The sequence below is a fragment of the Gammaproteobacteria bacterium genome (genome assembly GCA_017999615.1).
Taxonomy (GTDB): domain Bacteria; phylum Pseudomonadota; class Gammaproteobacteria; order JAABTG01; family JAABTG01; genus JAGNLM01.
Genome location: JAGNLM010000008.1, coordinates 1 through 22961, shown reverse-complemented (window position 1 = coordinate 22961; position 22961 = coordinate 1). Strand labels below are relative to the sequence as shown.

At 66.8% G+C, this 22961-nt stretch carries 27 protein-coding genes and 1 tRNA gene; 11 read left to right on the top strand and 17 right to left on the bottom strand.

The window, feature by feature from the left end; translation table 11 throughout:
• Window positions 1–10 precede the first annotated feature (10 nt).
• The 14 genes from fliD to flgB form a co-directional block, all read right to left on the bottom strand.
• Entirely contained in the window at window positions 11–1453 is a 1443-nt protein-coding gene (gene fliD / locus KA217_08180; protein MBP7712424.1) for a flagellar filament capping protein FliD, read from the bottom strand.
• A 111-nt stretch (window positions 1454–1564) separates the two neighbouring features.
• Window positions 1565–1807, bottom strand: coding sequence for a flagellar protein FlaG (locus KA217_08175; protein MBP7712423.1), 243 nt, complete (start codon window positions 1805–1807; stop codon window positions 1565–1567).
• A gap of 202 nt (window positions 1808–2009) precedes the next feature.
• Window positions 2010–2831, bottom strand: coding sequence for a flagellin FliC (locus KA217_08170; protein ID MBP7712422.1), 822 nt, complete (start codon window positions 2829–2831; stop codon window positions 2010–2012).
• Between the two features lie 198 nt (window positions 2832–3029).
• Window positions 3030–3965: a flagellar hook-associated protein FlgL gene (flgL, locus tag KA217_08165; GenBank protein ID MBP7712421.1), complete on the bottom strand. Its 936-nt coding sequence runs from the start codon at window positions 3963–3965 to the stop codon at window positions 3030–3032.
• 2 nt (window positions 3966–3967) lie between these two features.
• Complete coding sequence (flgK, locus tag KA217_08160) at window positions 3968–5377, bottom strand: flagellar hook-associated protein FlgK (GenBank protein ID MBP7712420.1); 1410 nt, start codon at window positions 5375–5377, stop codon at window positions 3968–3970.
• 27 nt (window positions 5378–5404) lie between these two features.
• Complete coding sequence (flgJ, locus tag KA217_08155) at window positions 5405–6379, bottom strand: flagellar assembly peptidoglycan hydrolase FlgJ (protein MBP7712419.1); 975 nt, start codon at window positions 6377–6379, stop codon at window positions 5405–5407.
• Between the two features lie 15 nt (window positions 6380–6394).
• Window positions 6395–7507: a flagellar basal body P-ring protein FlgI gene (locus tag KA217_08150; GenBank protein MBP7712418.1), complete on the bottom strand. Its 1113-nt coding sequence runs from the start codon at window positions 7505–7507 to the stop codon at window positions 6395–6397.
• Window positions 7508–7668: 161 nt separating this feature from the next.
• Window positions 7669–8397 (bottom strand): flagellar basal body L-ring protein FlgH, encoded by a 729-nt coding sequence (flgH, locus tag KA217_08145; GenBank protein MBP7712417.1) that lies wholly within the window; start codon window positions 8395–8397, stop codon window positions 7669–7671.
• Window positions 8398–8411: 14 nt separating this feature from the next.
• Complete coding sequence (flgG, locus tag KA217_08140; protein MBP7712416.1) at window positions 8412–9197, bottom strand: flagellar basal-body rod protein FlgG; 786 nt, start codon at window positions 9195–9197, stop codon at window positions 8412–8414.
• 20 nt (window positions 9198–9217) lie between these two features.
• Window positions 9218–9958 (bottom strand): flagellar basal-body rod protein FlgF, encoded by a 741-nt coding sequence (flgF, locus tag KA217_08135; GenBank protein ID MBP7712415.1) that lies wholly within the window; start codon window positions 9956–9958, stop codon window positions 9218–9220.
• Window positions 9959–9971: 13 nt separating this feature from the next.
• A complete protein-coding gene (gene flgE, locus KA217_08130; protein ID MBP7712414.1) occupies window positions 9972–11168 on the bottom strand; it encodes a flagellar hook protein FlgE in 1197 nt (398 codons plus the stop codon).
• A gap of 51 nt (window positions 11169–11219) precedes the next feature.
• Window positions 11220–11900, bottom strand: a complete 681-nt coding sequence (locus tag KA217_08125) for a flagellar hook assembly protein FlgD (GenBank protein MBP7712413.1) — start codon at window positions 11898–11900, stop codon at window positions 11220–11222.
• A gap of 22 nt (window positions 11901–11922) precedes the next feature.
• The gene (gene flgC / locus KA217_08120; protein ID MBP7712412.1) at window positions 11923–12354 is read right to left on the bottom strand and encodes a flagellar basal body rod protein FlgC; all 432 of its coding nucleotides are present in this window, start codon (window positions 12352–12354) and stop codon (window positions 11923–11925) included.
• A 3-nt stretch (window positions 12355–12357) separates the two neighbouring features.
• Window positions 12358–12765 carry a flagellar basal body rod protein FlgB gene (flgB, locus tag KA217_08115; protein ID MBP7712411.1) on the bottom strand — a complete coding sequence of 136 codons (408 nt, stop codon included), beginning with the start codon at window positions 12763–12765 and terminating at the stop codon, window positions 12358–12360.
• Between the two features lie 269 nt (window positions 12766–13034).
• Between flgB and flgA the strand changes: the two genes are divergently transcribed.
• From flgA to KA217_08090, 5 genes are all read left to right on the top strand, one after another.
• Window positions 13035–13769 (top strand): flagellar basal body P-ring formation protein FlgA, encoded by a 735-nt coding sequence (gene flgA / locus KA217_08110; GenBank protein ID MBP7712410.1) that lies wholly within the window; start codon window positions 13035–13037, stop codon window positions 13767–13769.
• A gap of 79 nt (window positions 13770–13848) precedes the next feature.
• Entirely contained in the window at window positions 13849–14184 is a 336-nt protein-coding gene (flgM, locus tag KA217_08105) for a flagellar biosynthesis anti-sigma factor FlgM (GenBank protein MBP7712409.1), read from the top strand.
• A complete protein-coding gene (locus KA217_08100) occupies window positions 14162–14641 on the top strand; it encodes a flagellar protein FlgN (GenBank protein ID MBP7712408.1) in 480 nt (159 codons plus the stop codon). Before flgM ends, KA217_08100 begins: the two co-directional genes overlap by 23 nt.
• Before the next feature lie 48 nt (window positions 14642–14689).
• A complete protein-coding gene (locus KA217_08095; GenBank protein MBP7712407.1) occupies window positions 14690–15475 on the top strand; it encodes a flagellar brake protein in 786 nt (261 codons plus the stop codon).
• A 99-nt stretch (window positions 15476–15574) separates the two neighbouring features.
• Window positions 15575–15650: transfer RNA gene (locus KA217_08090), tRNA-Ala, on the top strand.
• A gap of 258 nt (window positions 15651–15908) precedes the next feature.
• On the opposite strand, the gene KA217_08085 is transcribed toward KA217_08090, so the two are convergent.
• From KA217_08085 to KA217_08075, 3 genes are read right to left on the bottom strand one after another with little or no spacing between them, the layout of a single operon-like run.
• Window positions 15909–18047, bottom strand: coding sequence for a 7-cyano-7-deazaguanine synthase (locus KA217_08085; protein MBP7712406.1), 2139 nt, complete (start codon window positions 18045–18047; stop codon window positions 15909–15911).
• Window positions 18037–18825: a hypothetical protein gene (locus KA217_08080; protein MBP7712405.1), complete on the bottom strand. Its 789-nt coding sequence runs from the start codon at window positions 18823–18825 to the stop codon at window positions 18037–18039. Before KA217_08080 ends, KA217_08085 begins: the two co-directional genes overlap by 11 nt.
• Window positions 18826–18860: 35 nt before the next feature.
• Window positions 18861–19094 carry a MarR family transcriptional regulator gene (locus KA217_08075; protein MBP7712404.1) on the bottom strand — a complete coding sequence of 78 codons (234 nt, stop codon included), beginning with the start codon at window positions 19092–19094 and terminating at the stop codon, window positions 18861–18863.
• 351 nt (window positions 19095–19445) lie between these two features.
• Here KA217_08075 and KA217_08070 point away from each other — a divergent pair, with 351 nt between their 5' ends.
• The 6 genes from KA217_08070 to KA217_08045 all read left to right on the top strand — a co-directional run bounded on the left by KA217_08070 (window position 19446) and on the right by KA217_08045 (window position 22893).
• Complete coding sequence (locus KA217_08070; protein ID MBP7712403.1) at window positions 19446–19634, top strand: hypothetical protein; 189 nt, start codon at window positions 19446–19448, stop codon at window positions 19632–19634.
• A complete protein-coding gene (locus KA217_08065) occupies window positions 19631–20092 on the top strand; it encodes a DUF2924 domain-containing protein (GenBank protein MBP7712402.1) in 462 nt (153 codons plus the stop codon). The genes KA217_08070 and KA217_08065 overlap by 4 nt, the downstream gene beginning before the upstream one ends.
• Complete coding sequence (locus KA217_08060; GenBank protein MBP7712401.1) at window positions 20089–21453, top strand: recombinase family protein; 1365 nt, start codon at window positions 20089–20091, stop codon at window positions 21451–21453. Before KA217_08065 ends, KA217_08060 begins: the two co-directional genes overlap by 4 nt.
• Window positions 21453–21929, top strand: coding sequence for a hypothetical protein (locus tag KA217_08055; GenBank protein MBP7712400.1), 477 nt, complete (start codon window positions 21453–21455; stop codon window positions 21927–21929). Before KA217_08060 ends, KA217_08055 begins: the two co-directional genes overlap by 1 nt.
• A 158-nt stretch (window positions 21930–22087) precedes the next feature.
• Window positions 22088–22399: a hypothetical protein gene (locus KA217_08050; GenBank protein ID MBP7712399.1), complete on the top strand. Its 312-nt coding sequence runs from the start codon at window positions 22088–22090 to the stop codon at window positions 22397–22399.
• Window positions 22400–22410: 11 nt separating this feature from the next.
• Window positions 22411–22893 (top strand): hypothetical protein, encoded by a 483-nt coding sequence (locus KA217_08045; GenBank protein ID MBP7712398.1) that lies wholly within the window; start codon window positions 22411–22413, stop codon window positions 22891–22893.
• Window positions 22894–22961: the final 68 nt, after the last annotated feature.

Sequence of the window (22961 nt, the reverse complement as noted above, 5' to 3'; positions counted from 1 at the left end):
CCGCGGGGCCTCACTGGCTCGTTTGTATTTTCAACAACTCCAACTGCTGCGACAGGTAGCTGGAGGTCGTCTGCAATTGGGCCACCAGCGTGTCCATCGCCGTGTACTGCTTCAGCAGGCGCGCCTCGAGACTCTCCATGCGCCGCTCGAGGGCCTCGCGTCGCGCCTCGATGGCCTCCAACCGCCCGTCCAGCCCCTCGGTCCGGGACTCGATGATCCCGTCCGCGTCGAGGTAGCTGGAGACCAGGTCGTCCAGGCGCTGCGCGCAGCCTCCCTCGCCCGCGAAGAGCTTGGCGACCGCATCCAGGTTGGAGTTGAGGGCGGCGTCCAGCCGGTCCTGATCCAGTTCCAGCTTGCCGTCCCGCCCCGTCCGGACACCGATCTCCGCGAGGCTCGCCGGCCCCGCCGGCAGGTCCGCGACGACGCGACTCAACTCCGCGCGCAGCCGGGACTGCAGGCCGCGCACGGCCGAGTCGCCGAAGAGCGCCGTCGCCTCCCGGCTGGCGGCGTCGTAGCTCGCCACCGACCGGATGGCGTCGAGCACGGCGTTGTAGGCGGTCACGAAGCCCTGGACCCGCTCCGCGGCCGCGGAGGGGTCGATGGCAATCGCGAGCCTCGACGACTTCCAGGCCCCGCTCGCGTCCTTCCCGGAGACTCCCTGCAACGTCAGGGTCACGCCTTCGATCGCGTCGTCGACCGTATTGCTCGAACGCGTCACTGCCTGGCCGTCGAGCGTCAGCTTCGCGTCCTGGGCCGCGCGCAGCTCGGTCAGATTCCGGATGGCCGTCGGCCTGGCGCTCGGCAGGTAGGCAAGCGCCGAAAGCCCGGAGGTGTCCCGGTCCTTGCCGTCCGCATCGTCGACGGCGACCGTGAGGGAGCCCTCCGTGCCCGTCACCGTCGAGGTCAGGACGAGCTTGGCCACCGTGCCGCCCGAGGCTCCGTCCACGCGGACGATGCTGGCCGCGACGCCGGTGTTGTCGCTCGCCCCGTTGATGGCGTCGCGAATCCCGGCGAGCGTGCCGTGGGTGGCGTCCACCGCGACCGAGAAGGCATTCCCGCCGACCGAGATCGTGAGCGTGCCGCTCCCGACGGCCGCACTGGCGCTCTCGTAACCCTTCGAGACCAGGCTGTGGCTCTGGGCGACCTGCTGGACGACCAGATCGAAGGTCCCGGGCACCGCCGAGGTGCCCGCAGAGGCGGTGAACACCTCTTCGCTCCCCGAGCTCGCCGTGCGGGCGAGGAAGGCACCGACCTCGCTCAGCTCTCCGAGGGCCGTCTGGAATTGCGCGAGCGCGGACTTCAGCGTCCCGAAGGCCGAAAGCTTGGCCTCGAGGGTCTTCTCCTGGGAGTCGAGACGCGTCTGCACCGGCGAGCGCTCGGCCGCCACGAGCTGGCTGACGATGTCGGCGATGTCGAGACCCGAACCGACGCCCAAGGCGGTGATGGTGCTCATAGCCTGTGCCGCGCGTGCCCCCTGCAGAACCGGGGGCGGCCGGCCCTGTGCCCTGCCGCCCCCGGGTACGTCACGGATACAGCCAACGAACCCTTACGCCGGCTGTTTCCCTTACACCTGCTCTTCCACCAGACCGGCCTGGTACTCCCTGAACCGCGCGACCAGGGTCAGCACCTCCTCCGGGGGGATCTGGCGAACCAGCTTGCCCGTCTCGGAGTCCACGACCCGGATCACCGTACGTCCGCTGTCCTCGTCCACGCTGAAGTCGAGCTCCCGCCGGACGACCTGCGCCAGCTCACTCAACTCCTCCGCCAGCTCCGACAGTTCCTGCCGTCCAACCGCCGCCCCCTGCATGGGCTGAGCACTCCCGGGCGGAGGGCGCCCGATGGAGTGAAACGCTCGAGCCTCTCCCTGGCTCGCTGCGACGGAACTCGACGGACGGACCGGTGGCAGATCGGGTTGCAGTCGCACGTCATTCGCCATGACGTTTCACCTCCCGCGCACCCATAAACAACCCGCCCGGGGCGAGAGCCCCGGGCGTGCCACCGTCCTTCGACTACTGGAGCAGCGTCAGCACGTTCTGGGGAGCCGCGTTGGCCTGCGCCACCATCGCCATACCCGCCTGCTGCAGGATCTGCGTGCGGGTGAGCTCGGCGGTCTCGGCCGCGAAGTCGGCGTCCTGGATGCGCGAGCGCGCCGCCGACATGTTCTCGGCCGCGGTCTGCAGGTTGGCAATCGTCGACTCGAAGCGGTTCTGCACCGCACCCAGCGTGGCGCGGGCGCTGTTGATCGTATCCAGAGCGGTGTCGACCAGCCCGAGTGCCGCGGCAGGGTCACCCCCATCACCGATATCGACCGCGTCCACACGCAGAGTCCCGGTCGTGGCGTCGGCAATTGCGTCAAGAGTGATGGTGTCTCCGGAATTGGCGCCGACCTGGAAGGTCTGAGCTAGGAAGGAGCCGTCCAGGAGGGCGACGCCGTTGAACTTGGTCTGCGTTGCGACGCGTTCGATCTCCGCGATCAACTGGTCGACCTCGGCCTGGAGCGCATCCCGGTCACTCGCGCTGTTGGTCGCGTTCGCCGACTGGACTGCGAGCTCCCGGATCCGCTGCAGGTTCTCCGTGACCGACCCCAGGGCGCCCTCGGCCGTCTGGGCGAGCGACACGCCGTCGTTGGCGTTGCGGACCGCAACGTTGAGTCCCCGGATCTGCGCGGTGAACCGCTCGGAGATCGCGAGACCCGCGGCGTCGTCCTTCGCGCTGTTGATGCGCAGGCCCGAGGACAGGCGCTCCATGGAGGTCGCCAGCGCGCTCTGGGACTTGCCGAGGTTGCGCTGGGCGTTGAGGGACATGATGTTGGTGTTGATCGTCTGAGCCATTGCCTTTCTCCTTTCGCCCTCGGCCCGCACCGTACGGCGGCGCTCGGGGCTCAGGTGGGTACCTGGCGGATATACACAGCAGGTGCGTATTCACCGCCTCCGGGACCCTTAGCGGCCGGCTCCGCGGGGGACTTTATGCCTCGAGCGTGAGAAAAGTGGCGCCCCGCTTGCGTATTCCGGTGCGCCCGAGCGGCAGGGCTACAGGTAGTGGAACAGCGACAGTCCCTGCACGCTCGCGAAGGCCTGCTGGGAGGCCTGCAGGATGGTGAGCTGCAACTGCAGGCGCCCGGTCGCCTCCGCGTAGTCCAGGTCCTCGAGCGCGGAGAGGCTCTCCTTCGCGTAGAGCTCGAATTCCGCCGCCGTCCCCTGCTCGGCCTCGATCTGGTTCAGGCGGGCGCCGACGCTCGCGCGCACGGTCAGGACGTGCTCCAGGGCGAGGTCCAGGTCGCCCTGGCTGGCCGCGAGCTGGCTGCGGAAGCCCGCCTCTCCCGAGGCCGCGCCCTGAAGCGCGTCCACGAGCGACTGGACGGTGGAGAGCAGGTCCCGGATCCCGCCCGCCTGCGTCGGGACGTCGACGAAAACGGACTGTCCCGAGTCCGCGCTCAGCACGCGCAGGCTGGGGCCCACCTGGATGCGCCGGCCGGAATCGTCGCCCCCATAGCTGAACGTCGTGGTCCCGCCTGCGTTCGAGCTCTCGAACGGTGCGGTGTCCACGCGGTAGCCGGCGAACAGGTAGTCGCCGCCCGCGTCCCGGGTGTTCGCGAGGGCGAGCACCTCGGACAGGACCTCCGAGACCTCGGTGGCAATCGCCGCCCGGTCGGCCGCAGCGAGGGCCCCCCCGCCCGCCTTGACCGCGAGCTCCTTCACCCGCTGCAGGGCGGTGGTCACGCCCTCGAGCGCGGATTCCTCCAGGCTCAGGCGGTCCAGCGCCGCGTCCCCGTTGCGCTGGTACTGGCGCTGCTGCTCGATGGTCTGTCGGAGCTCGAGGATGCGCCGCGCGCCCGCGGGGTCGTCCGAGGGGGTCAGGATGCGGCGGCCGGTGGCGACCTGGAGCTGGGTCTTCGCCAGGCGCGCCTGGTTGTCCTGCATCGCCTGCACGGCCTGGCGCTGGAATTCGGAAGTGGAGATCCGCATGGCTAGCTCGCAACCGCCTCGATCAGGGTGTCGAAGAGCAGGCTCGCGGCGGCGATGACCTGGGCGCACGCCTGGTAGGTCTGCTGGTAGCGCATCAGAGCCGCCGCCTCTTCGTCCAGGTTGACCCCGGATATGGCGGCGCGCGCGGCGCTCGCCTGGTCCAGCAGGGCCGCCTGGGCCGCCTGGTTGACCTCCGCCTGGCTGGTGCGGGTGCCCACCCGGGCCACGAGCGCGCCGTAGGCGTCCCCGTAGGTGTCCGTGCCGCCGTTCAGCGTCCTCGCGGACCGCAGGGCGCTCAGGGCCAAAGCGTTCTCGTTGTCGCCGGAGGCACCGGGGCTCCCCGCCGCGGCGATCTGCCCGCCGTCCGTGACCGCCACCCCGAACTCCCCCGCGGCTCCGCGCGCGGGCACGCCCGCGTCCAGCGGAAGGAAGAAGTCGCGCCCCCCCACCCCGTCGAGCCCGTAGCCCTGGCGGTGCTGGGCGTTGAAGGTCTCGGAGATGCCTTTGGCGAGGCCGCCGAGCTCGTCGCGGGCCTCGTCGAGCCCCTCCTGCCGGAAGGTGAGGAAGGCCCCCAGCTCGCCGCCCCCCACCAGGCGGGTGACGTTCGCGGTGTGGTCACCGGAACGGTATCCCACCTCGACCCGGCCCGGGTCGTCCTCCCCGGGCAGGACCACGAGCGTCGCGGTGCGCGTGCCGGTGACCAGGGACTGCCCGCTGCCGGTGGCCACGTTGACGCTGCCGTCGTCCTGCTCGATGACGGTGATGCCGATCTTCCCCGCGAGCTGGCGCAGGAGCTCGTCGCGCTGGTCGAGGAGGTCGTTCGGCTCGGCCCCGTCGCTGCGCCCCCGGGCCACGAGGATCTCCTGGTTCAGGTCCGCGATGGCCGCCACGGTGGTGTTGATCTCCTCCACCGTGCCCGCGATCCCCTCGCTGACCCTCCTGTCCAGGTCGCCGAGCGCCTGGTCCAGGGTGTGGAAGCGGTTGGCGAGGGTCTGCCCCTGGGCGAGCATGACCTCGCGCGCGGAGGAGGACGAGGGGTCGCTCGCGACGTCCTCGGCCGCGTTGAAGAAATTCTGCAACGGCGTGGTCAGGCCGGTCTCGGAGCTCGCGAGCAGGTTGTCGAGGACCTGCGTCAGGTCGTAGTAGGTGTCGGCATAGCCGACACTCGAGCTGCTGGTGCGGACCTGCGCGGTCGCGAAGGCGTCGAAGACCCGGCGGGTGTTGGCCACACGGACTCCGCTGCCGAGGTAGCTGCCGCCGGCCAGCTGCGGGGTGCACGCCTCGATGTCGACCCGCTGCCGGCTGTAGCCCTCGGTGTCGACGTTGGAGATGTTGTGGCCCACCGTGGTCAGGGCCCGGTTGGCCGCGGTCAGCCCGGTTACGGCGACGTTCAGGATTCCCATACCCGCCATGGCGTCCCCCCTTTCTGCCTGTTGCGGCTAAGCGCGCGCCGACATGAGGCCGGCCAGCTTGCTCTGCCAGATCCCCAGGACCTTGTCCGCGTACGCGGGGTCGGTGGCGTAGCCCGCAGCCTGCAGCTCCCGCATGTAGGCGCGCGGGTCCGACGCGAACTCCAAGGCCCGGGCGTAGCGAGGGTTGTCCCGCACCAGCGTGGCGTAGTCCTGGAAGCTCTCCGCATAGGACCCGTAGGCCCGGAACGCCGCCTGCCGGCGCACGGCGACGCCTCCCTCGTACTCCAGCGTGGAGACCGTCACGACGTCACCCCGCCAGGACGGGGTGGCCTTGATGCCGAAGAGATTGTGGGCGTTCGCGCCGTCGGCGCAACGCATCGTCGAGCGCCCCCAGCCGCTCTCGAGGGCGGCCTGGGCCACGAGCACGTCCGGGTCGACGCCGATCTCCCGGGCCGCGCGCACCGCGTGGGGGCGCACCGCGCGGATGAAGTCCTCCTGCGTCCCGGTCCGCGCGGGCTCCGCGGGGACGGGCGAGCTCCCGGGCGCCACCGACTCTCCGGCGCCACCCGGGACGGGATCCTCGGGGCGGCCCGACACGCTCGGGAAGAGGCCTCGTTTGGGCACGCCCGTCGCCAACCCTTCGGCCGCACCCGCGGCCGGTCCGCGGGAGGCCCCGCCCTCCTCCCCGCCGAGCGCGCCGCTGCGGCGCAACTGCTCCAGCAAGAGGTCCGCGATGCCGACGCTCTTCGACTCGGAGAGTCGCAGGGCCAGCTGCTGGTCAAACAGGTCCCGGTACATCCGGCTCCCCGTGCTCGAGAGGAGCGGGTCGCCGGGCAGGCCCTGGCGCATGGTCCGCAGCATCGTCTGCAGGATGATGCCCTCGAACTGGCGCGCGACCAGCGCCGCGCCCTGTTCGGCCCGCTCGCGCGAGACCTGGCGCAGGGCGGCGAAGCCCTGGAAATCCAGGGCGCTGGCCTTGGCGGCGGCCGACGGGAGGGACAAGGCCCTTGCCCCCCGCTAGATGACGACGAGCTCGGCGTGCAGGGCGCCGGCCTCGCGCAACGCCTCGAGGATGGCCACGACGTCGCTCGGGGCGGCGCCCACCTGGTTGATGGCACGCACGATGTCCTGCAGCGAGACCCCGGGGTTGAAGACGAAGGCGCGGGCCCGGTCCTGGCGCACGTCGATGGTCGAGTCCGGCACCACCGTCGTTTGCCCGCCCGAGAACGGCGCGGGCTGGCTCACGTAGGGCTGGTTGGTGATGGTGACCGCCAGATTCCCGTGCGCCACCGCCGCGTGCCCGACGCTCACGTGGCGGCTGATGACCACCGTTCCGGTGCGGGAGCTCACGATCACCCGCGCGGGCGCCTCCCCCGCGTTGAGGGTCAGGTTCTCGATGTGGGAGAGGTGCGCCACGCGCTGGGCCGCGTCGGCCGGCGAGGAGACCCGCACGGAGGTGGCGTCCACCGCGCTCGCGGTGCCCTCGCCGAGAGAGCGGTTGATGGCGTCCTGGATGCGCTTGGCGGTGGTGAAGTCGGCCCGCAGCAGGTTCAGGACCAGTTCCCCGTCGTCCCGGAACTGGGCCGGCGAAGGCCGCTCCACGGTGGCGCCGTTCGGTACCCGCCCGACGGTGGGCACGTTGACGGTGACGCTGCTCGTCCCGTCGTCCGAAGAGGCCCCGAAGCCACCGACCGTCAGGTTGCCCTGGGCGATGGCGTAGGTCTGTCCGTCCGCCCCTTTGAGCGGCGTCATGAGCAGGGTGCCACCGCGCAGGCTCTTGGCGTTGCCGATGGTGGAGACCGTGACGTCGATGGTCTGTCCGGGCTTCGCGAACGCCGGCAGGCTGGTGCTCACCGTAACGGCCGCGACGTTCTTCAGCTGCAGGCGCGTCTCGGCCGGGATCTGGACCCCGAAGCGGTTCAACATCGCCTTCAGGCTCTGCACCGTGAAGGGGGTCTGGCCGGTCTGGTCGCCCGTGCCGTTCAGCCCCACCACCAGCCCGTAGCCTATCAGCTGGTTGTCCCGTACCCCCGAGACCCTCGCCAGGTCCTTGACCCGCTCCGCGTGGACGGCGGCCGGCAGGAAGGCGGTGACGATGAGGGCGGCGACAGCGGCCAGGCGCACGTTCATGGGAGACCCCGAGGTTCGGTTCTGGGGAGAAGAGAAGCAGGCACCGTGCCAGATGTGACACGGGGGTGCGGGGAGCGCCCCGGCACCGGCTGCAGGCGGGCACACCGCCCGGTGGCGTGCGGGAGACCGGCAATGACTTGCCGGTCCTTGCCACCGGGGGGTCAGAACGGCATGAAGGCGCTGACGAAGAAGCGAGCGAGCCAGCCCATGGCGCTGGCGTCGGCGACCTCGCCTTCGCCCGAATAGACGATCGTCGCGTTGGCGACACGCGTCGAAGGCACGGTGTTGTCCGTGGCCACGTCCTCCGGGCGCACGATGCCCGAGAGGCGCACGTGCTCGTGACCCCGGTTGAGTGTCAGGATCTTCTCGCCCTGCACCACCAGATTGCCGTTCGGCAACACCTCCGCGACGGTCACCGTGATCTCGCCCGTCAGGCTGTTGCTCTGGCTCGCCTCGCCCTCGCCGTCGAACTCCTGGTCCGACTGCAGGGACTGCTCGAGCGTGTACTTCTTGCCGCCGATGTTGACGCTCGGCAGGCGCCCGAACAGCGTCGGGTTCACGGCCGTCATGTCGGTCTCCTTCTCGACCTTGGCGGCGTTCTTCTTGCTCGCGTTCGTCTTCTCCTTCAGCACGACGGTCAGGCTGTCGCCCACCCGCCGGGGCCGGATGTCGGAGAAGAAATCCACCTCCGCCACCGCGACACCGTAGCCACCCGTGTAGATCGCCCCGTTGCGGTTCGCCTGCGGGGTGGGCGCGAGAGGCCGCACGGCGGCGAACTCCGGGTCCCGCGTGGGCACGGACTGACAGCCGGTGAGGGCCGACGCCAGCAGACCGGCGAGGAGAATCCCCCTGCCGAGTCCCGCGGTCACGCTCTGGCCTCGCTCGCTCATCCTGGCGGCCCGCCTTACAGGTTGTTGGTCACGAACGCCAGCATCTCGTCCGTCGTGGCGATGGCCTTGGAGTTCATCTCGTAGGCCCGCTGGGTCTCGATCATATTCACCAACTCTTCGACCACGTTGACGTTCGAGCTCTCGAGCGAGCCCTGCACGAGTGTGCCTACCCCGTCCTCGCCCGGCGTCCCCGCCTGGGGGTCGCCGCTCGCCGCCGTCTCCAGGAAGAGGTTCTCGCCCATCGGCTGCAGGCCCGCCGGGTTGATGAAGTCCGCAAGCTGCAGCTGCCCCACCTCCGTCGGCGAGGACTCGCCGGAGACCAGGACGCTCACCGTGCCGTCGGCGCCGATGGTGACGCTCTGGGTCTGCTCGGGAATGGTGATGCCGGGGTCGAGGGCATAGCCGTTGGAGTTGACGAGCTCCCCGTTCGCGCTCAGCTGGAACGAGCCGTCGCGGCTGTAGGCGCGCGTGCCATCGGGAAGCAGGATCTGAAAGAAGCCGCGACCGTTGACCGCGAGGTCGAGCTGGTTGCCCGTCTGCACGATGTTGCCCTGGGTGAAGAGCTTCTCGGTCGCCACCGAGCGCACACCCGTTCCCAGCATCAGCCCGGAGGGCAGCTGGGAGTCCTGGGAGGACTGGGCGCCGGGCTGGCGCACGGTCTGATAGAGCAGGTCGGCGAAGACGGCCCGCCCACGCTTGAATCCGGTGGTGTTGACGTTCGCCAGGTTGTTGGTGATGACGGCCATCTGCGTCTGCTGCGCGTCGAGGCCGGTCTTGGCGATCCAGAGTGCGGGATGCATGGGCTTCTCCTCTTCCTTGCTCAGGCGATCCGCATCGCCTGGGTCGCGGCCGCGTCGTTGCTCCGCGCGGTCTCCATCATCTTGACTTGCAGCTCGAACTGCCGGGCCAGCGAGATCATCTGCACCAGCGCGTCCACCGCGTTGACGTTGCTCGCCTCGAGCGCGCCCGGCACGAGGCGCACGCTCGCGTCCGCCCCCGCCTCTCCGCCCCCGCGCAGGTGGAAGAGCCCGTCCTCTCCCTTCTCGAGTTGGGAAGGGTCGACCTTGACCAGCTTGACCCGCTCGACCGCCGCGAGCGAGGTCGCGTCCTGCCCCACCATGCGCAGGCTCACCGTCCCGTCGCTGCCGATGTCGAGCTTCTCGAAGGGCGGCAGCGCGATGGGGCCACCGTCGCCGATCACGGGATGCCCCGCACCGTCCGTGACCATCCCGTTGACGCTCACCTGCAGGTCGCCGCGCTTGGTGTAGGCCTCACTACCGTCCGGGGCCTGCACCGCGATCCAGCCGTCGCCTTCCACCGCGACGTCGAGCTCGCGTCCCGTGGTCTGCAGCGCACCCACGGTGTGGTCCACGGCCGGGCGCTCGCCGAGGGCGTACACGCGCGAGGGCAGACCGTCGCCGAGCACCGGCATGCTGCGGAACTGGTGCAGGTCCGCCTTGAACCCCGGTGTCGCCGCGTTCGCGAGGTTGTGGCTGTTGGCGGCCTGGGCGTTCAGCGTCTGCGACGCCCCGGTCATCGCCACGTAGAGCATGCGGTCCATGGCCGATCAGCGCCTACCGGATGTTGATGATGGTCTGGGTCACCTCGTCCTCAGCCTGGATCACCTGCGCGTTCGCCTGGTAGTTGCGCTGGGCGATGATCAGGTTGACGAGCTGTGCCGCCAGATCGACGTTGGACTCCTCGAGCGCCCCGGACTGCACGAGACCGAGGGCTGCGGTGCCAGGGGCGCCGATGAGCGGGGGGCCGGAATCGGTCGACTCGGTCCAGAGCGTGTCCCCGTTGGGCTGCAGGCCCTGGGGGTTGCCGAAATTCGCGAGCATCACCTGGCCCTGGGGGGCGGTCTGTCCGTTCGAGAACCGCGCCAGCACGACCCCACGCTCGTCGATGTCGACGCCCGAGAGCTGCCCGGTGGTGAAGCCGTCCTGCTCGAGGGCATTGACGCCGAAGTCCGCCCCGAACTGGGTGGTGCCGGTGAAGTCGATCGAGAGGGTCATGTCGTCCACGCCGGGCCCCACGGCCACGCCGCCGAAGCTGGTCAGACCCGGTGAAGTGAGCTGCCCATACTCCGAGAACGCCAGGGCCGTGCTCCCCACCTCGGTGTCGTCCAGATAGAGATACGCCGTCCAGTCGTTGGCGTCGCTCTTCCGGAGATAGGTCGTGGCCAGGTGCTCCTGGCCGAGGGAGTCGTAGACCGTGAGCGAGGTGGAATTGTTGTACGAGCTGGGCTGCTCCGGGTCGAACCCGGCGGAGAGAATCTCTGACGCCGCGTCGAGATTCACCTCCACGGCGATGCTGTCGCTCGCCTTCGGGGCGAGATTCGAGGTGCGGATGTTCAGCGGACCCGTGCCGCCGGTGATCGCGCCGTCCGAGACCTGGAAACCCAGCAGCCTCTGGCCCGTGGCGCTGACCAGGTAGCCCTGTTCGTCGAGGCCGAAGGCGCCGGAACGGGTGTAGAAGCGACCCTCGCTGTCCTCCACCACGAAGAACCCGTCGCCGTTGATGGCGAGGTCCAGGCTGTTGTCGGTGGTGGCCACGTTCCCCTGGGTGAACTGCTGCGCCACCGTGGAGAGCTGCACGCCCTGGCCGATGGCGTCCTTGCTGGTGCCCAGGTTGGAGGCCGCGTAGACGTCGGCAAACTGCGCACGCGAGGCCTTGAAGCCCGTGGTGTTGGCATTGGCGATGTTGTTGCCGATGACGTCGAGGTCCGACGTTGCCGCGCGAATGCCGCTTACCGCCATCTGGAATGCCATGCTGAGCTCCTCTTCTTCGTGTTCCGTACCGGGCCGGTGCGCTGGGCCCGGCTACTGGATCTCGCTGACGCTGCCGAGGCCGACCGAGCCCTGGCCCGCGAGGTTGAGCTGCATCTCCGCCCCCGCGCGCCCCAGGGTGACGCTCTCCACCTGGGCGACGACCGAGGTCGCAGCGGCGACCGTACCCGCGCCGGCGCCCGCACGGGCGGCCAGGGTGTACTGCCCCGCGGGTGCGCGTGCCCCCGCCGCCGTCAGGCCGTCCCACTGGAACGCGGCCTCGCCCGCCGGCTGGGCGCCGAGGTCGAGTTGGCGCACGAGCGCCCCGCTCGGCGCGTAGATCGAAAGGGTGAGGGCGTGGGTAGAATCGCCGAGGGACACGGTCCCCTCGAGGGCGCCCTGTTCCCCGAGCACCCCCACGCTGGAGGGCACCAGCACTTCGCGCCCGACCAGGGTGGAGGCCTCCAGCGCCTGACTCGAGGTGAGCGACAGCGCGAGGTCGGCGACCGACTTCTGGATCTCCTGGATCCCGCTCAGCGCCGAGAACTGGGCGACCTGCCCGAGGAACTCGTTGCTGTCGAGCGGCTTCATGGGGTCCTGGTTCTCGAGCTGGGCGATCATGAGCTCGAAGAACTCGTCCTGCCCGAGCTCGGTACGCCCCTTTGCGGCCTTCGTGCTCGGGTCCAGCCCGAGGCCCGCGAAGCTGCTTCCACTCACGCTCGAGGTCGTGCTCATCTCGGTTGCTCCGCGCCCGCGCTCACTGGCCCAGGCTGAGGGTGCGCAGCAGAAGCTGCTTGGAGGTGTTGATGACCTCGACGTTGGTCTCGTAGCTGCGGGAGGCCGAGATCATGTTCGCGAGCTCCTCGACCGTGTTGACGTTCGGGCGGTAGACGTAACCGCGCTCGTCGGCAAGCGGGTGCTCGGGCCGATAGTCCGCCTTCAGCGGCTCCTGGCTCTCCACGACGCCGGTCACGGCGACACCGACACCCGACGCGCCCGGTGCGCCGTCGGCCTCCAGGGCCGCGGCCTCGTAGACGGCGGCGAAGACCGGGTGCCGCGCCCGGTAGGTCTCGCCCACGCTGCTGCTCACCGCGTCGGCGTTGGCGAGGTTGCTGGCAGTGAGATTCAGGCGGACGTTCTGGGCGGCGAGGCCGCTCGCCGCGACGTCCAGGATCTTGAAGAGCGACACGTGCTATTCCCCCTTCAGGGCCGTGGTCAGGGTGCGCAGGCGGCTCCCGAGGAACTGCAGGCTGGCCTGGTAGCGCAGGGAGTTGTCCAGGAAGGCGCCGCGCTCGGTTTCCATTTCCACGGTATTGCCGTCGATGGAGGGCTGCGTCGGGACACGGTAGAGGGCCTCCGCCCCGCCCGCCCCGTCGACGCCGGCACCGCCGGCGATGTGGCCGACCCGGGTGGTCCGCAGCGTTCCCGCCTCGCGCTGCCCCTCGGCCGCCGCGAGGACGCTTCGGAAGTCCACGTCCCGCGCCTTGTAGCCGGGGGTGTCCGCGTTGGCGAGATTCTGGGCAAGCAACTCGGCACGGCGCTCGCGCACCAGCAGCGCCTGCTCGTGGATCCCCAGCGGGTTTTGGAGGGTCGCCGCCATGTTGCCTCTGCCGCCTCGTGTGCTCGCCAGGGCAGGTAGCAGAGAGCGTGCCAACGTCCGATTACCTCGCGGAATGCGGCTTTCCGGCCCGGGCCGCCGGTCTGCGAGGCGCCGTCCACCGGCAAGGACCTGCCGGCGGCGGCAAGTGCCGGGCCTCGAGCCGGCCGCCGTTGCCGGCCCGCCCCCGGGCCCCGGCCGCCTCCCGCCCAAGCCCGGAGCTCACTCAAGAGGCGCGCTCGGCGCGACGCAAAGACCTCATGAAAGACCGTATGATTCCGAGAACGACCTGCATCGAGGGCCAACCCGTGAAGCGCCCCACGCTCCCAGCAACCATCGTCATGGCGCTCCTGCCGGCCCTCGCGGCCGCCCAGCCTCTGCACGCACCTGACGAGATCCGCTCCGAGGTGCGGGCCTTCCTCGCCCGGGAGGTCGGCCCCGAGTCGCCGCAGCTTCGGATCGAGGTCAACGAGCTCGACCCCCGCCTTCGCCTCGCACGGTGCGAGGAGCCGCTCGAGATGTCCCTGCCCCCGGGCGGACCGCGCGCCGGCAGCGTCACCGTCGGCGTGCGCTGCACCGGCGAACGCCCCTGGTCACTCTTCGTCCCTGCCCGGGTGCGCCGGTTCGGGCCCGTCGTGGTCCTCGCCCGTCCGGCGAGCCCAGGCGCGGTGCTCACCGCGGCCGACCTCAGCGTGGAGGAGCGTGACCTGAGCACAGGCCCCGCGGGCTATTTCCCGGACCCTGCCACCGTGGTCGGACGCACACTGAAGCGGGCCGTCGCCCCCGGCCAGCCCCTCACCGCCTCGGTCGTGGTGAGCAGCGTGCGAGTGCGCCGCGGCGAGCGGGTGACCCTGGTCGCCCGCGTGGGCGGCGTGGACGTCCGCATGCAGGGCGAGGCCCTGCGCGATGCCGCGGTGGGAGAGGTCGTCTCCGTGCGCAATCTGAGCTCCCAACGCGTCGTCGAGGGCCGGGTCGCGGCGGACGGAAGCGTCGAAGTGAGGATGTGAGTCCCAGTTCGGCGGCTAAAGTTTCGCCGCGCGAACGCGATATCCGAAGCAAGAGAACCTTCTTGCCAGAGCCAATATCATGACGAGTGAGATCAAGGGGGTGCGAGGAGCCCAGGCCGGGAGCGCGGGCCTGTACGCGATAACCGGGACCCCTGCGGCACCGGCCTCTCGGGATACCGGGCGCCAGGCATCCGTCGGAGACCGGGTATCGCTCACCGGGCTGGGCAGCCAGGTCCGGGCCCTTGCGAAAACCCTCGAGCACGTCCCGGTCGTGGACCTGGCCCGCGTCAGCAGTGTGCGCGAGGCCGTGGTGGACGGCAGTTACGAAATCGACAACGTGCGGGTGGCCGACAAGATCATCCGCTTCGAGCTCATACTTCCGGAGCCCCGCTATGGCGACGCCAGCCCTGCGTGAGGGCCTCGCAGAGCTGCTGCGCGCCGAGCTCGCCCGGGCCGGGCGCCTGAGGGAGGTGCTCACGCTCGAGCGTGATGCGCTCGGACGGCGTGACTTTCCGGCGATCGAGCAGGCGGCGGCCGAGAAGGAGCGACTGATCGCCGCACTGGAGTCCTTGGCGGAGCGCCAGAGCGCGCTGCTCCGCACCGGCGGGGTCTCCGGGGGGAACGCCAGCCTGCGCGAGAACCTCCAGAAGGCGGGCATGGCAGACCTCGTGCCCCTCTGGGACGAGCTCCAGGACCTCCTGCGCCGGTGCCGCCAACAGAACCTGGTGAACGGCGGCGTGATCGAGATGAGCCGGCGCTTCGCCCGCGAAGTCCTGGCGACCCTGCGCGGCACGGTTCCCGGCTCGGAGGTGTACGACCGCTGTGGGGAACGACGCCCCACCGACGGGAGCGAGCCGCTCGCGACGGCTTGACGACACGGGGCCTGCGCGCCGGCGCGCGCACGGGCCACGAGGATGCCCGTGGGCCTCATCGAACGCTGGGTCAATCGCCTGCAAGGCGCCGAAATGCCGTCCGAGACGGTCCCGGGCGCCGAGCGCCGTCTCATCGACCCCGAGCGAATCGCGAGGGTCCTGCAGCAGCTCGTCGATGGGCGTGCGCTGGTGTCCGTGCGCCTTCCCGGCAGCGACGAGTACTTCCTCACCACCATCCTGAGGGTGGACCGGCGCCAACGGTCGTTCCGCCTCGACGAGATCTCCCCGCGGCACGGCCACGACGTGTTCCTCGCCGAGCGCTCCCTGCGGGCGTCCTGCCGACTCTCGGGCATCGAGGTGGCGTTCAGCGGGACCCTGGCCAGCGTCGCCGTGGAACAGGGGATCGCCGTCTACACCCTCCCGTTTCCCCACCTGCTCCACTACCACCAGAGGCGCGCGAGCTATCGGGCCTCGGTGGGCGCAGGCAACTCCACGACCCTGCACATGCAACACGCCGAGGCAGGGATGCTCGTCGCCGAGGTGCGCGACGTCTCCACGGGCGGCCTCGGCCTGCGCATGCAGTTGCCCGACACCGCGCCCCTCGCGAGCGGGGACCGCCTGAGCGACTGCCTGGTCTTCTTTCCCGACGGCCGCTCCCTGCGCTGCGAGCTCGAGGTCTCCCACGTGGCCCGGAGGGAGGGCTCGCGCTGGACCCTCGTCGGCACGCGCTTCATCCAGATCCAGCGCCGCGACCAGGTTCCCCTCGCCCAGTTCATCGTGCGGCTCGAGCGCGAGCGGCTGAAACTGCGGCCCCCTGGAGAGGGCGAAGGCTGAGTCCGGGGCGCAGGCCGGCGGGGCCGGCTGCCCGCCCCGGCTGGCTCGCCCCCGCGTATGGCGAAACCGGGAACGGCATGTATAATGCCGGCCGGATTTGGGGGCGTAGCTCAGCTGGGAGAGCGTCGCGTTCGCAATGCGAAGGTCAGGGGTTCGATCCCCCTCGCCTCCACCACTATTCAAAAAACCAACCACTCTCGGTTGGTTTTTTTTGCCCGTTTCCCCCAGTGCTGGCGCGGGTTCGGGCCTTGCTGCGACGGACGCCGCTGCCCCGAACAAGTCGGTTTCGAGCCGTTTTCCGTTCTCGGATCCTGCCCATTCTCTGATTCTGCGAAGGACGCCGCCGCGTTTGCGTCCGCATTGGCGCGGGTTTCCGGCTCCTTGTTCGTCTCCGAAACCGCCTTCACGCAGGCGACCCGACCCCGCGACCGGGCTAGGTGTTCGCGATTGGACGGACGTCCCAAGTGATCGACATTTCCGGCCGGTAGACCACCTCGTTGCCGTGCTTGATACTGGCTTTCAGGTGCTCAGCCAGCGGCTTGTCGTACTTCTCGATTTGCTTGATGGCTCGGTCAACCGCGTTGCGGAAGGCGTCCCGGACGTTCTTTCTCCTGTCAGCGACCCTGCGTAGCTTGCCCCCCTTTCCCTGTGCCCCCGTCACAGCAGCCACAAGTTGAGCCATTTCGATTTGAATTTCTTCAAGCCGCTCGTGGTCACCGTCTGCCTCCGCATCCGCCTTTTCACTGATCAGATCGTTGTATCTGCCACGGTACTGCTGGATCGCTTTTCTGTCCGCCACCACGCCAGCATCCCCCAGCGGCACGCCGTTAGACACTTGATACCCCTCTTCGATGTCATCGTGATCCAACCCGGTGTTCGCTGCCGATTCAACGGCCCCGATTTCGCTGCCGCAGACGATTTCAAAAACCGAGGTTTCACGATCCGGGAACGCCAGCAACAGGTTGATGTACTCAGCCCCCTTGTCCACGCCCTGGATCAGGATGGTGTGTCGTCCCCGACCTTGGAACCGTGCCTCCCAGACACCACCGCGCTTTCGGAAAATGTTGTCCGGCAGCTTTTCTGCCGACACCACGGCGGGCATTGAGATCACGGAGTTCGCCTGATAAGCCGTTTGAAGCAGGCAATCTCCGGGAAGCGTCCGCTCCCGAATCTCCTTGCTGTGACGACTAAGCAGCTCATCCAATGCCCCCATCACCTCATTGGCGTGCCGCTTGTAGAGATCGAACACCCGCTGCGCTGCCTGCCCGGCGCTGTTGTAGTTCAGATACTTAAAGACCCGGCCCACGTCGGGGTAACTGCTGACGAACTGCGCCACGTCCGTGAGGCCATTCACCTGATTGGCCCGCTCCAGATAGGCTGCGGCCATGATCTTGTCCACGTTCTTCTTCTGATCTTGGGCATCACGGCTCTGGGTGAACACGTCGAACTTGTAGTGTTCGGTCGGATCGTGTTGATCAGCCTTGGCGGCGAGAACTGCGAATCGACGGTCGATGCATTGCGAGCAGCCCCCGCAGTGGGTGTGCTGGTTCGTCATCTCCCAGGTGTGGGTGCAGGTCATCGAATGCTTGATCAGGTCGTGGCAACCAGCATCCGTGATGACCTTGACGACGTCAGCCTTGGTTTTCCAGATGTACGGGTTCTCGATGGTGAAAGGCTCGCCCGCTACCAGCGAGACGATGTCCTGGAAGCCCCTCATCACCCTGGGATGCGTCGTCCGGGTTGCGCGGCCACCGACCACTTGGGCGCACACCGGCAGGTTCAGGCTGATCACGCCGTTCTCGTAGAAGCGCACGCTCTTGAGGTTGAGCATCCGGGCAATCGTCGCGCCGATGGAGACATACAGGAATGACCGGCTGCGCTGGGTGTACTCGTGGTTCAGCTCTTTGGTCTTGTGGACCCGAACGGTAATGCGGTGCGGCACGTTGTCGCCCGCTTTCTGGGCCAGCATCTCTTCCAGGGTGCGGTGACGTTTGTTGAGCTTGGAGGTTGACTTGTGGGTGACCAGGAGCACGCGCCGCTTCTGGTTTACAACCTCATCGATGGCTCCCGCCAAAGAATCCAGGCCGCCGGAGAACATCACCACCTGCTCCGGCATCCCGTATATATGCTGGGTGTCGTTGAACTCGAGGTACTCCTGGAACTGATGATCCTGGTCGAGTTTGACGAAATCAAACTGGTACTGGTCGTCGGACAGGAAGCTGAGCGTCGAGCACAGCGTCTCCTGTACCTCCGCGCTGTTCCAGAAGTCAGGATTGCGCACCGGTACCACAAAGTGCAGGTCGCGCCGCCACCCATCACCAAAGGTGTCGACATCGTCCGCGCCTCGTCTGACCACCTGATCGGCGCTGTAGACGTAGGTGGCGATCTCCAGCAGGTCATGGAACAGCGGTGGCACGCCACGAAACATTTTGGTGTGGACATCCTCGATCCGCAGGGTGATGTTGCCGTGCCCGGCCTTGCCCGAGAGCCGCAGCCGCAGATCGCGCGAAGGATCTTCGCTGATGCCTTTGGCGGACGCGTTGCCGCACAGAACGTATCGTTTACTTTGCATCGCTGCGCGCCCCTGCTTTCAACTCGTCCTTCATCTTTTTCAGCGCATAGCCTGCGAATCCGTCCGACGATTTTCTGGAAATATCACCGCCCTCATGAAACCGGTGCTTTGAGAACCACTCGCTTGAAAACTTCTCGACGATGACCGACGCCTCTCGGGTATGCGTTTCCAGCGCCGCATTGAACTGGGCGGACTGATTCATCGTGGCAAAGCGCATTCCATCGCCAAGCTGGGTGTTGACGACCTTGCTCAGGAAATACTGCAGCGCCTCATTGGCCAGTCGGGCAAAGAAGCGTCGGGAAAATTCGCCGAACTCCTTCGGCTTTCCCAAGTCCGCGAGGGCGGCCCGCATCGTGTCCGGATCGGACGAAAAAAGTGATTGCAACTTGGGGGCGAGGACATCGTTTACAGCACCGACGATAGCCCGGTTGGCGAGGCCGCCGAGGTCGGAGCGCTGGCCATTGCTCTCCACCCGCCGATCTAGGGCCTCCGTGATCGCCGTGGTTACATCGATGAGGGAGGGGTCGGCAGGCAGATGGATGCCCGCTACCGCGAGATGCTGGTTGATGTCCGGTTTCTTGGCAGCAATCGCCATCTGTGTCATCAACCAGACAGCCTCGGTGTAGCCCACATCGTCCATCACGAAGGAGAAGGCCTTTTCCGCCGCCGTGATGGTCGCATTGGCGATCTGGGAGACGTCAGCACCGGCGGCGATCAGTTCGACGACCTCCTTCCACGCCTTCGTTCTTGGCAGTACCCCGAGCCGAACATGCCCCATCCAGAACTCCCCTTGTAGAGATCAGTGCATTGCCATCATTCGTTGCGCTTGATGACGACGATGCTCCGTGCCTTTTTTTCTTCTTTCTTCAAATACCCCTTGCGTACCAGCTGGCTGATCTGTTCATGCGCGCTGGCATGACTAATCCCCAACGCCTCGGCTAATTCCTTGACGGTGGGCGGCAGGCCCGTGCTGTCTAGGATTTGGCAGATGACGTTTAGCGTTCTTGCCTGCGGCTGCGTAATGCTCACGACCTTTTTTTTGCTCATGGCATTGCTCCTCGCCCATTGTGCAATATATGACCTGATAAACATCAGGTCAATGGAGGCGACCCCAGACGCACCTCTCTCTGCTGACTACCGTTTAGAGATGTGTCACCGATCCAACGGCGAGATTGGGGGCGCGCCACAGGTTGGAACAACCGGTTCCGCCTGTTGGTCGGGAAATCGGTACCAGCATCCTCGCCAGACTGCGCAAAAGCGTAGTACGCCGTCGGCGATGCCAGTAAGACTCCGGTCGTAGTTTCGCTCATGCCTGCTGATGCGCGTCCAAACGGGATACTCCGACCATGGCTCAGGCATATTCTTCGTGACGGTCTGAACAATTTAATGGATACCGAAATGACCGTCGAACAAACACTCCCTGAATTGCTGTCACCGAGACAGCGCGCGCGGGAAGCCGCAGAGATCATTGCCGCAGCCATTGCCCGTCTGCATTCCACCCGCCCGCAAGACAGCGATATTCCACTTGGCTTCTCGCCACCCGAGCGCGTTCATACAAACCCCTCTACAGAAGGAGTTTGCAAATGAATGCACCACAAGTTGGCCCGTCTCTGGCGGCGCAAATTGCCAACCTTCCCAAACTGGCAATGAACGATCTTTGGGCAATTTGGGACAAGTACTTCCCCCACCGTCCGCCCCACCACAACCGGGCCTACGTCGAAGGCCGCGTCGCCTACAAGATTCAAGAGGAAGCTCTGGGTGCCAAGCTGCTCGTACAGACGCAGATGGCGCGGATCGGCGAAGCCCAATCCGCCATCAAAACTCAGCGCGGCGTTGACGTGCAGGTAGTACCCGGCACGGTGCTGGTGCGCGAGTTCGACAACCGCGAGCACCGCGTTACCGCGCAGGCCGATGGCTCTTTTGAATATGAAGGCCGCCGTTTCAAGAGCCTGTCCGGGGTCGCCCGCCACATCACCGGCACCCAGTGGTCGGGGCCGCTCTTTTTCGGGATTACCAAGAACAAGCCGAAGCGAGGTGACAAATGAACGCCGTTGTGACCAAAAAACGCTGTGCCGTCTACACCCGCGTCTCGACGGACGAACGCCTTGACCAGTCCTTCAACTCCCTTGATGCCCAGCGCGAGGCGGGCCAAGCCTATATCGTGAGCCAGCGCGCTGAGGGCTGGCTGCCGGTCGGTGACGATTACGACGATGGTGGTTACTCCGGCGGCAACATGGAGCGCCCGGCGCTGAAACGCCTGATGGCCGACATCATGGCCGACCAGATCGATATTGTGGTGGTCTACAAGATCGACCGCTTGACGCGCAGCCTGACTGATTTTGCCAAGCTGGTGGACATTTTCGAGCGCCACAAGGTGTCGTTTGTGTCGGTCACGCAGCAGTTCAACACCACCACGTCGATGGGCAGGCTGATGCTCAACATCCTACTGTCCTTCGCGCAATTCGAGCGCGAGGTCACCGGCGAGCGCATCCGCGACAAAATCGCCGCCAGCAAGCGCAAGGGACTGTGGATGGGTGGTTACACGCCGTTGGGCTATGAGATCAAAGACCGCAGGCTTGTCATCGTAGAGAAAGATGCCGAGATCATCCGGCGCATTTTCACTCGATTCACCGAGACCCGCTGCATCGTCGACATCATCCGCGAGATGGCCCTGGAGGGGATCACGACCAAACCCAACCGCCTCAAGGACGGTAGTGTGCGCAATGGCACGCCGATGGACAAAAAGTATCTCTCCAAGTTGCTGCGCAATCCGATCTATGTGGGCGAAATTCGCCACAAGGGGGCGGTGTATGCCGGACAGCACGAACCGATCATCACCCGTCAGTTGTGGGATCGGGTGCAGGCGATTCTGGGCGAGGATGCCCATCAGCGTATGGGCAAGACGCAGACCCGGCACAAGACCGACGCGCTGCTACGCGGACTGATGTTCGGGCCGGATGGCGGCAAGTACCACATCACCTATAGCAAGAAGCCCTCCGGGAAGAAGTACCGTTACTACATCCCCAAGGCGGACAGCAGGTACGGTTACCGCAGCAGCGCCACCGGGATGATTCCCGCCGACCAGATCGAGGAAGTGGTCGTAAACCTGCTGGTCGGTGCACTTCAGTCGCCCGAAAGCATCCAGGGCGTCTGGAACACCGTGCGCCACAAGTACCCGGAGATCGACGAACCGACCACCGTTCTGGCGATGCGCCGCCTCGGCGATGTCTGGAAGCAACTGTTTCCTGCCGAGCAGGTACGGCTGGTCAACCTGCTGATCGAACGTGTCCAGCTCCTCTCGGACGGAGTTGACATCGTCTGGCGCGAATCCGGCTGGCAGGAACTGGCTGGTGAGCTGCGGCCGGACACCATTGGCGGTGAGATGTTGGAAATGGAGGTGGTGTGATGAATCGGTCTTCCAAAAAGCTCATTGGCGACGGCAAACCTCACGAACGCCGCCACCCGCTGGAGGGCGGCGGTGTACGGATCACCACCTTTGTTCCTTTCCACTTTAAGAAACGCGGCATCAAGAAGGTGATCGTCGGGCCGGAAGGCGTCAGCCAGCCGGTTGCCGTCACCGATACCCCGGTGCTTACCCCCGAGCAGGATCGTCCGCTGCTCAAGGCAATGGGGCGTGGCATTTACTGGCAGCAGTTGATCGACAACGGCACGGTGGCCAGCGGTACTGAGATTGCCGAACGCGAGGGCATACATCGCTCCACGGTCAACGATCTGTTGCGGCTGGCGCTTCTCGCCCCGGACATTGTGCAGGCAGCCTACGAAGGACGGCTTCCCCGGGCGGTATCTCTGGAAGCCATCCTGCGGGCCAAGGTGCCCTTGGACTGGAATGAGCAACGCCGGTTGATTGAGTCATTCGGCTAGCGAAGAGCCACGCAAAAAAATTTCCGCTACGCCAAAAGTAGCTGTTGCTACGCCGGATGTAGCGCCTTCCCCGATGAAGGCGTGAAACGGCGTCAACGGCCGGTACAGGACTGGCCACCGCTCACGCCTCCATCCCTAAACGGGAAAGGAGCATGGCAATGGCCTATTCAATGGCACTGTCCCCTGGCTTCGGTGGCAAACCGGGCCAGCATTCCGGCGTCGGCTTCAGTGCGACGCCCACCCCCCAACCGTCGGAACTGTCCGAGCGACGCTTCCTGAACGAAGTCGAGCTGGCCAATCGCTGGGGCATGTCCCCCAAGACGCTCACGCGCTGGCGCGGACTCGGTCGGGGCCCTGTCTTCAACAAGTTTTCGAAGAAGGTGGCCTATCCCTTGGACGGCGAGAACGGCGTGCTCGATTACGAGAAGCGCCATCTCTACGTCTCCACCTCTGAACGCGTGCCGGTTTGAGGGAGATGGCCATGAACGATCTGACCATCTTTCCCGCCGATCTGGCTGCCATGAGCACCACCCAACTGGTGGCGCTACCAATCGCCGATTTCGTCGATGCCGAACGCAATGTCGATGAAGCCGTCGCCTATCTCAAGCAGTTACGCAGCAAACTCGACGCCGCCAAGCTGCAGCGCTTTGGCGAGCTGGCGCGCGCTGCATTGCGTGAGTCTGGCCGCGACTTCGGCACTGCCCACATCAACGACGGCCCGCTACACGTCAAGTATGAGCTCCCCAAGAAAGCCAGCTGGAATCAGTCGCTACTGAAGGAGATGGCCGAACGTATCGTCGCCTCGGGCGACAAGGTCGAGGACTACATCGACATCAAGCTGTCGGTATCCGAATCCCGCTACACCAACTGGCCGACAGCATTGCAGGAGCAGTTCGCCGCTGCGCGCACGGTCGAGGAAGGCAAGCCGACCATCACCCTGACGCTCGAGGGAGGTGTGGCATGACTCTTCCCATTATCTCCGCGCAGCAGCGCATGGCCGAGCGTAAGGGCGTGAAATTGCTGATGCTGGGC

Excerpts from the sequence above, each read along its gene's own strand:
- KA217_08080 (MBP7712405.1), bottom strand. The coding sequence starts at position 18,825 with ATGGGGCATGTTCGGCTCGGGGTACTGCCAAGAACGAAGGCGTGGAAG.
- KA217_08065 (MBP7712402.1), top strand. The coding sequence starts at position 19,631 with ATGAATGCACCACAAGTTGGCCCGTCTCTGGCGGCGCAAATTGCCAAC.
- flgH (MBP7712417.1), bottom strand. The coding sequence starts at position 8,397 with ATGAGCGAGCGAGGCCAGAGCGTGACCGCGGGACTCGGCAGGGGGATT.
- KA217_08045 (MBP7712398.1), top strand. The coding sequence starts at position 22,411 with ATGAACGATCTGACCATCTTTCCCGCCGATCTGGCTGCCATGAGCACC.
- flgB (MBP7712411.1), bottom strand. The coding sequence starts at position 12,765 with ATGGCGGCGACCCTCCAAAACCCGCTGGGGATCCACGAGCAGGCGCTG.
- KA217_08075 (MBP7712404.1), bottom strand. The coding sequence starts at position 19,094 with ATGAGCAAAAAAAAGGTCGTGAGCATTACGCAGCCGCAGGCAAGAACG.
- flgA (MBP7712410.1), top strand. The coding sequence starts at position 13,035 with ATGATTCCGAGAACGACCTGCATCGAGGGCCAACCCGTGAAGCGCCCC.
- flgE (MBP7712414.1), bottom strand. The coding sequence starts at position 11,168 with ATGGCATTCCAGATGGCGGTAAGCGGCATTCGCGCGGCAACGTCGGAC.
- KA217_08070 (MBP7712403.1), top strand. The coding sequence starts at position 19,446 with ATGACCGTCGAACAAACACTCCCTGAATTGCTGTCACCGAGACAGCGC.
- KA217_08050 (MBP7712399.1), top strand. The coding sequence starts at position 22,088 with ATGGCCTATTCAATGGCACTGTCCCCTGGCTTCGGTGGCAAACCGGGC.
- fliD (MBP7712424.1), bottom strand. The coding sequence starts at position 1,453 with ATGAGCACCATCACCGCCTTGGGCGTCGGTTCGGGTCTCGACATCGCC.
- flgF (MBP7712415.1), bottom strand. The coding sequence starts at position 9,958 with ATGGACCGCATGCTCTACGTGGCGATGACCGGGGCGTCGCAGACGCTG.
- KA217_08085 (MBP7712406.1), bottom strand. The coding sequence starts at position 18,047 with ATGCAAAGTAAACGATACGTTCTGTGCGGCAACGCGTCCGCCAAAGGC.
- KA217_08100 (MBP7712408.1), top strand. The coding sequence starts at position 14,162 with ATGGCGACGCCAGCCCTGCGTGAGGGCCTCGCAGAGCTGCTGCGCGCC.
- flgL (MBP7712421.1), bottom strand. The coding sequence starts at position 3,965 with ATGCGGATCTCCACTTCCGAATTCCAGCGCCAGGCCGTGCAGGCGATG.
- KA217_08060 (MBP7712401.1), top strand. The coding sequence starts at position 20,089 with ATGAACGCCGTTGTGACCAAAAAACGCTGTGCCGTCTACACCCGCGTC.
- KA217_08150 (MBP7712418.1), bottom strand. The coding sequence starts at position 7,507 with ATGAACGTGCGCCTGGCCGCTGTCGCCGCCCTCATCGTCACCGCCTTC.
- flgG (MBP7712416.1), bottom strand. The coding sequence starts at position 9,197 with ATGCATCCCGCACTCTGGATCGCCAAGACCGGCCTCGACGCGCAGCAG.
- KA217_08175 (MBP7712423.1), bottom strand. The coding sequence starts at position 1,807 with ATGCAGGGGGCGGCGGTTGGACGGCAGGAACTGTCGGAGCTGGCGGAG.
- flgK (MBP7712420.1), bottom strand. The coding sequence starts at position 5,377 with ATGGCGGGTATGGGAATCCTGAACGTCGCCGTAACCGGGCTGACCGCG.
- KA217_08170 (MBP7712422.1), bottom strand. The coding sequence starts at position 2,831 with ATGGCTCAGACGATCAACACCAACATCATGTCCCTCAACGCCCAGCGC.
- flgM (MBP7712409.1), top strand. The coding sequence starts at position 13,849 with ATGACGAGTGAGATCAAGGGGGTGCGAGGAGCCCAGGCCGGGAGCGCG.
- KA217_08125 (MBP7712413.1), bottom strand. The coding sequence starts at position 11,900 with ATGAGCACGACCTCGAGCGTGAGTGGAAGCAGCTTCGCGGGCCTCGGG.
- KA217_08055 (MBP7712400.1), top strand. The coding sequence starts at position 21,453 with ATGAATCGGTCTTCCAAAAAGCTCATTGGCGACGGCAAACCTCACGAA.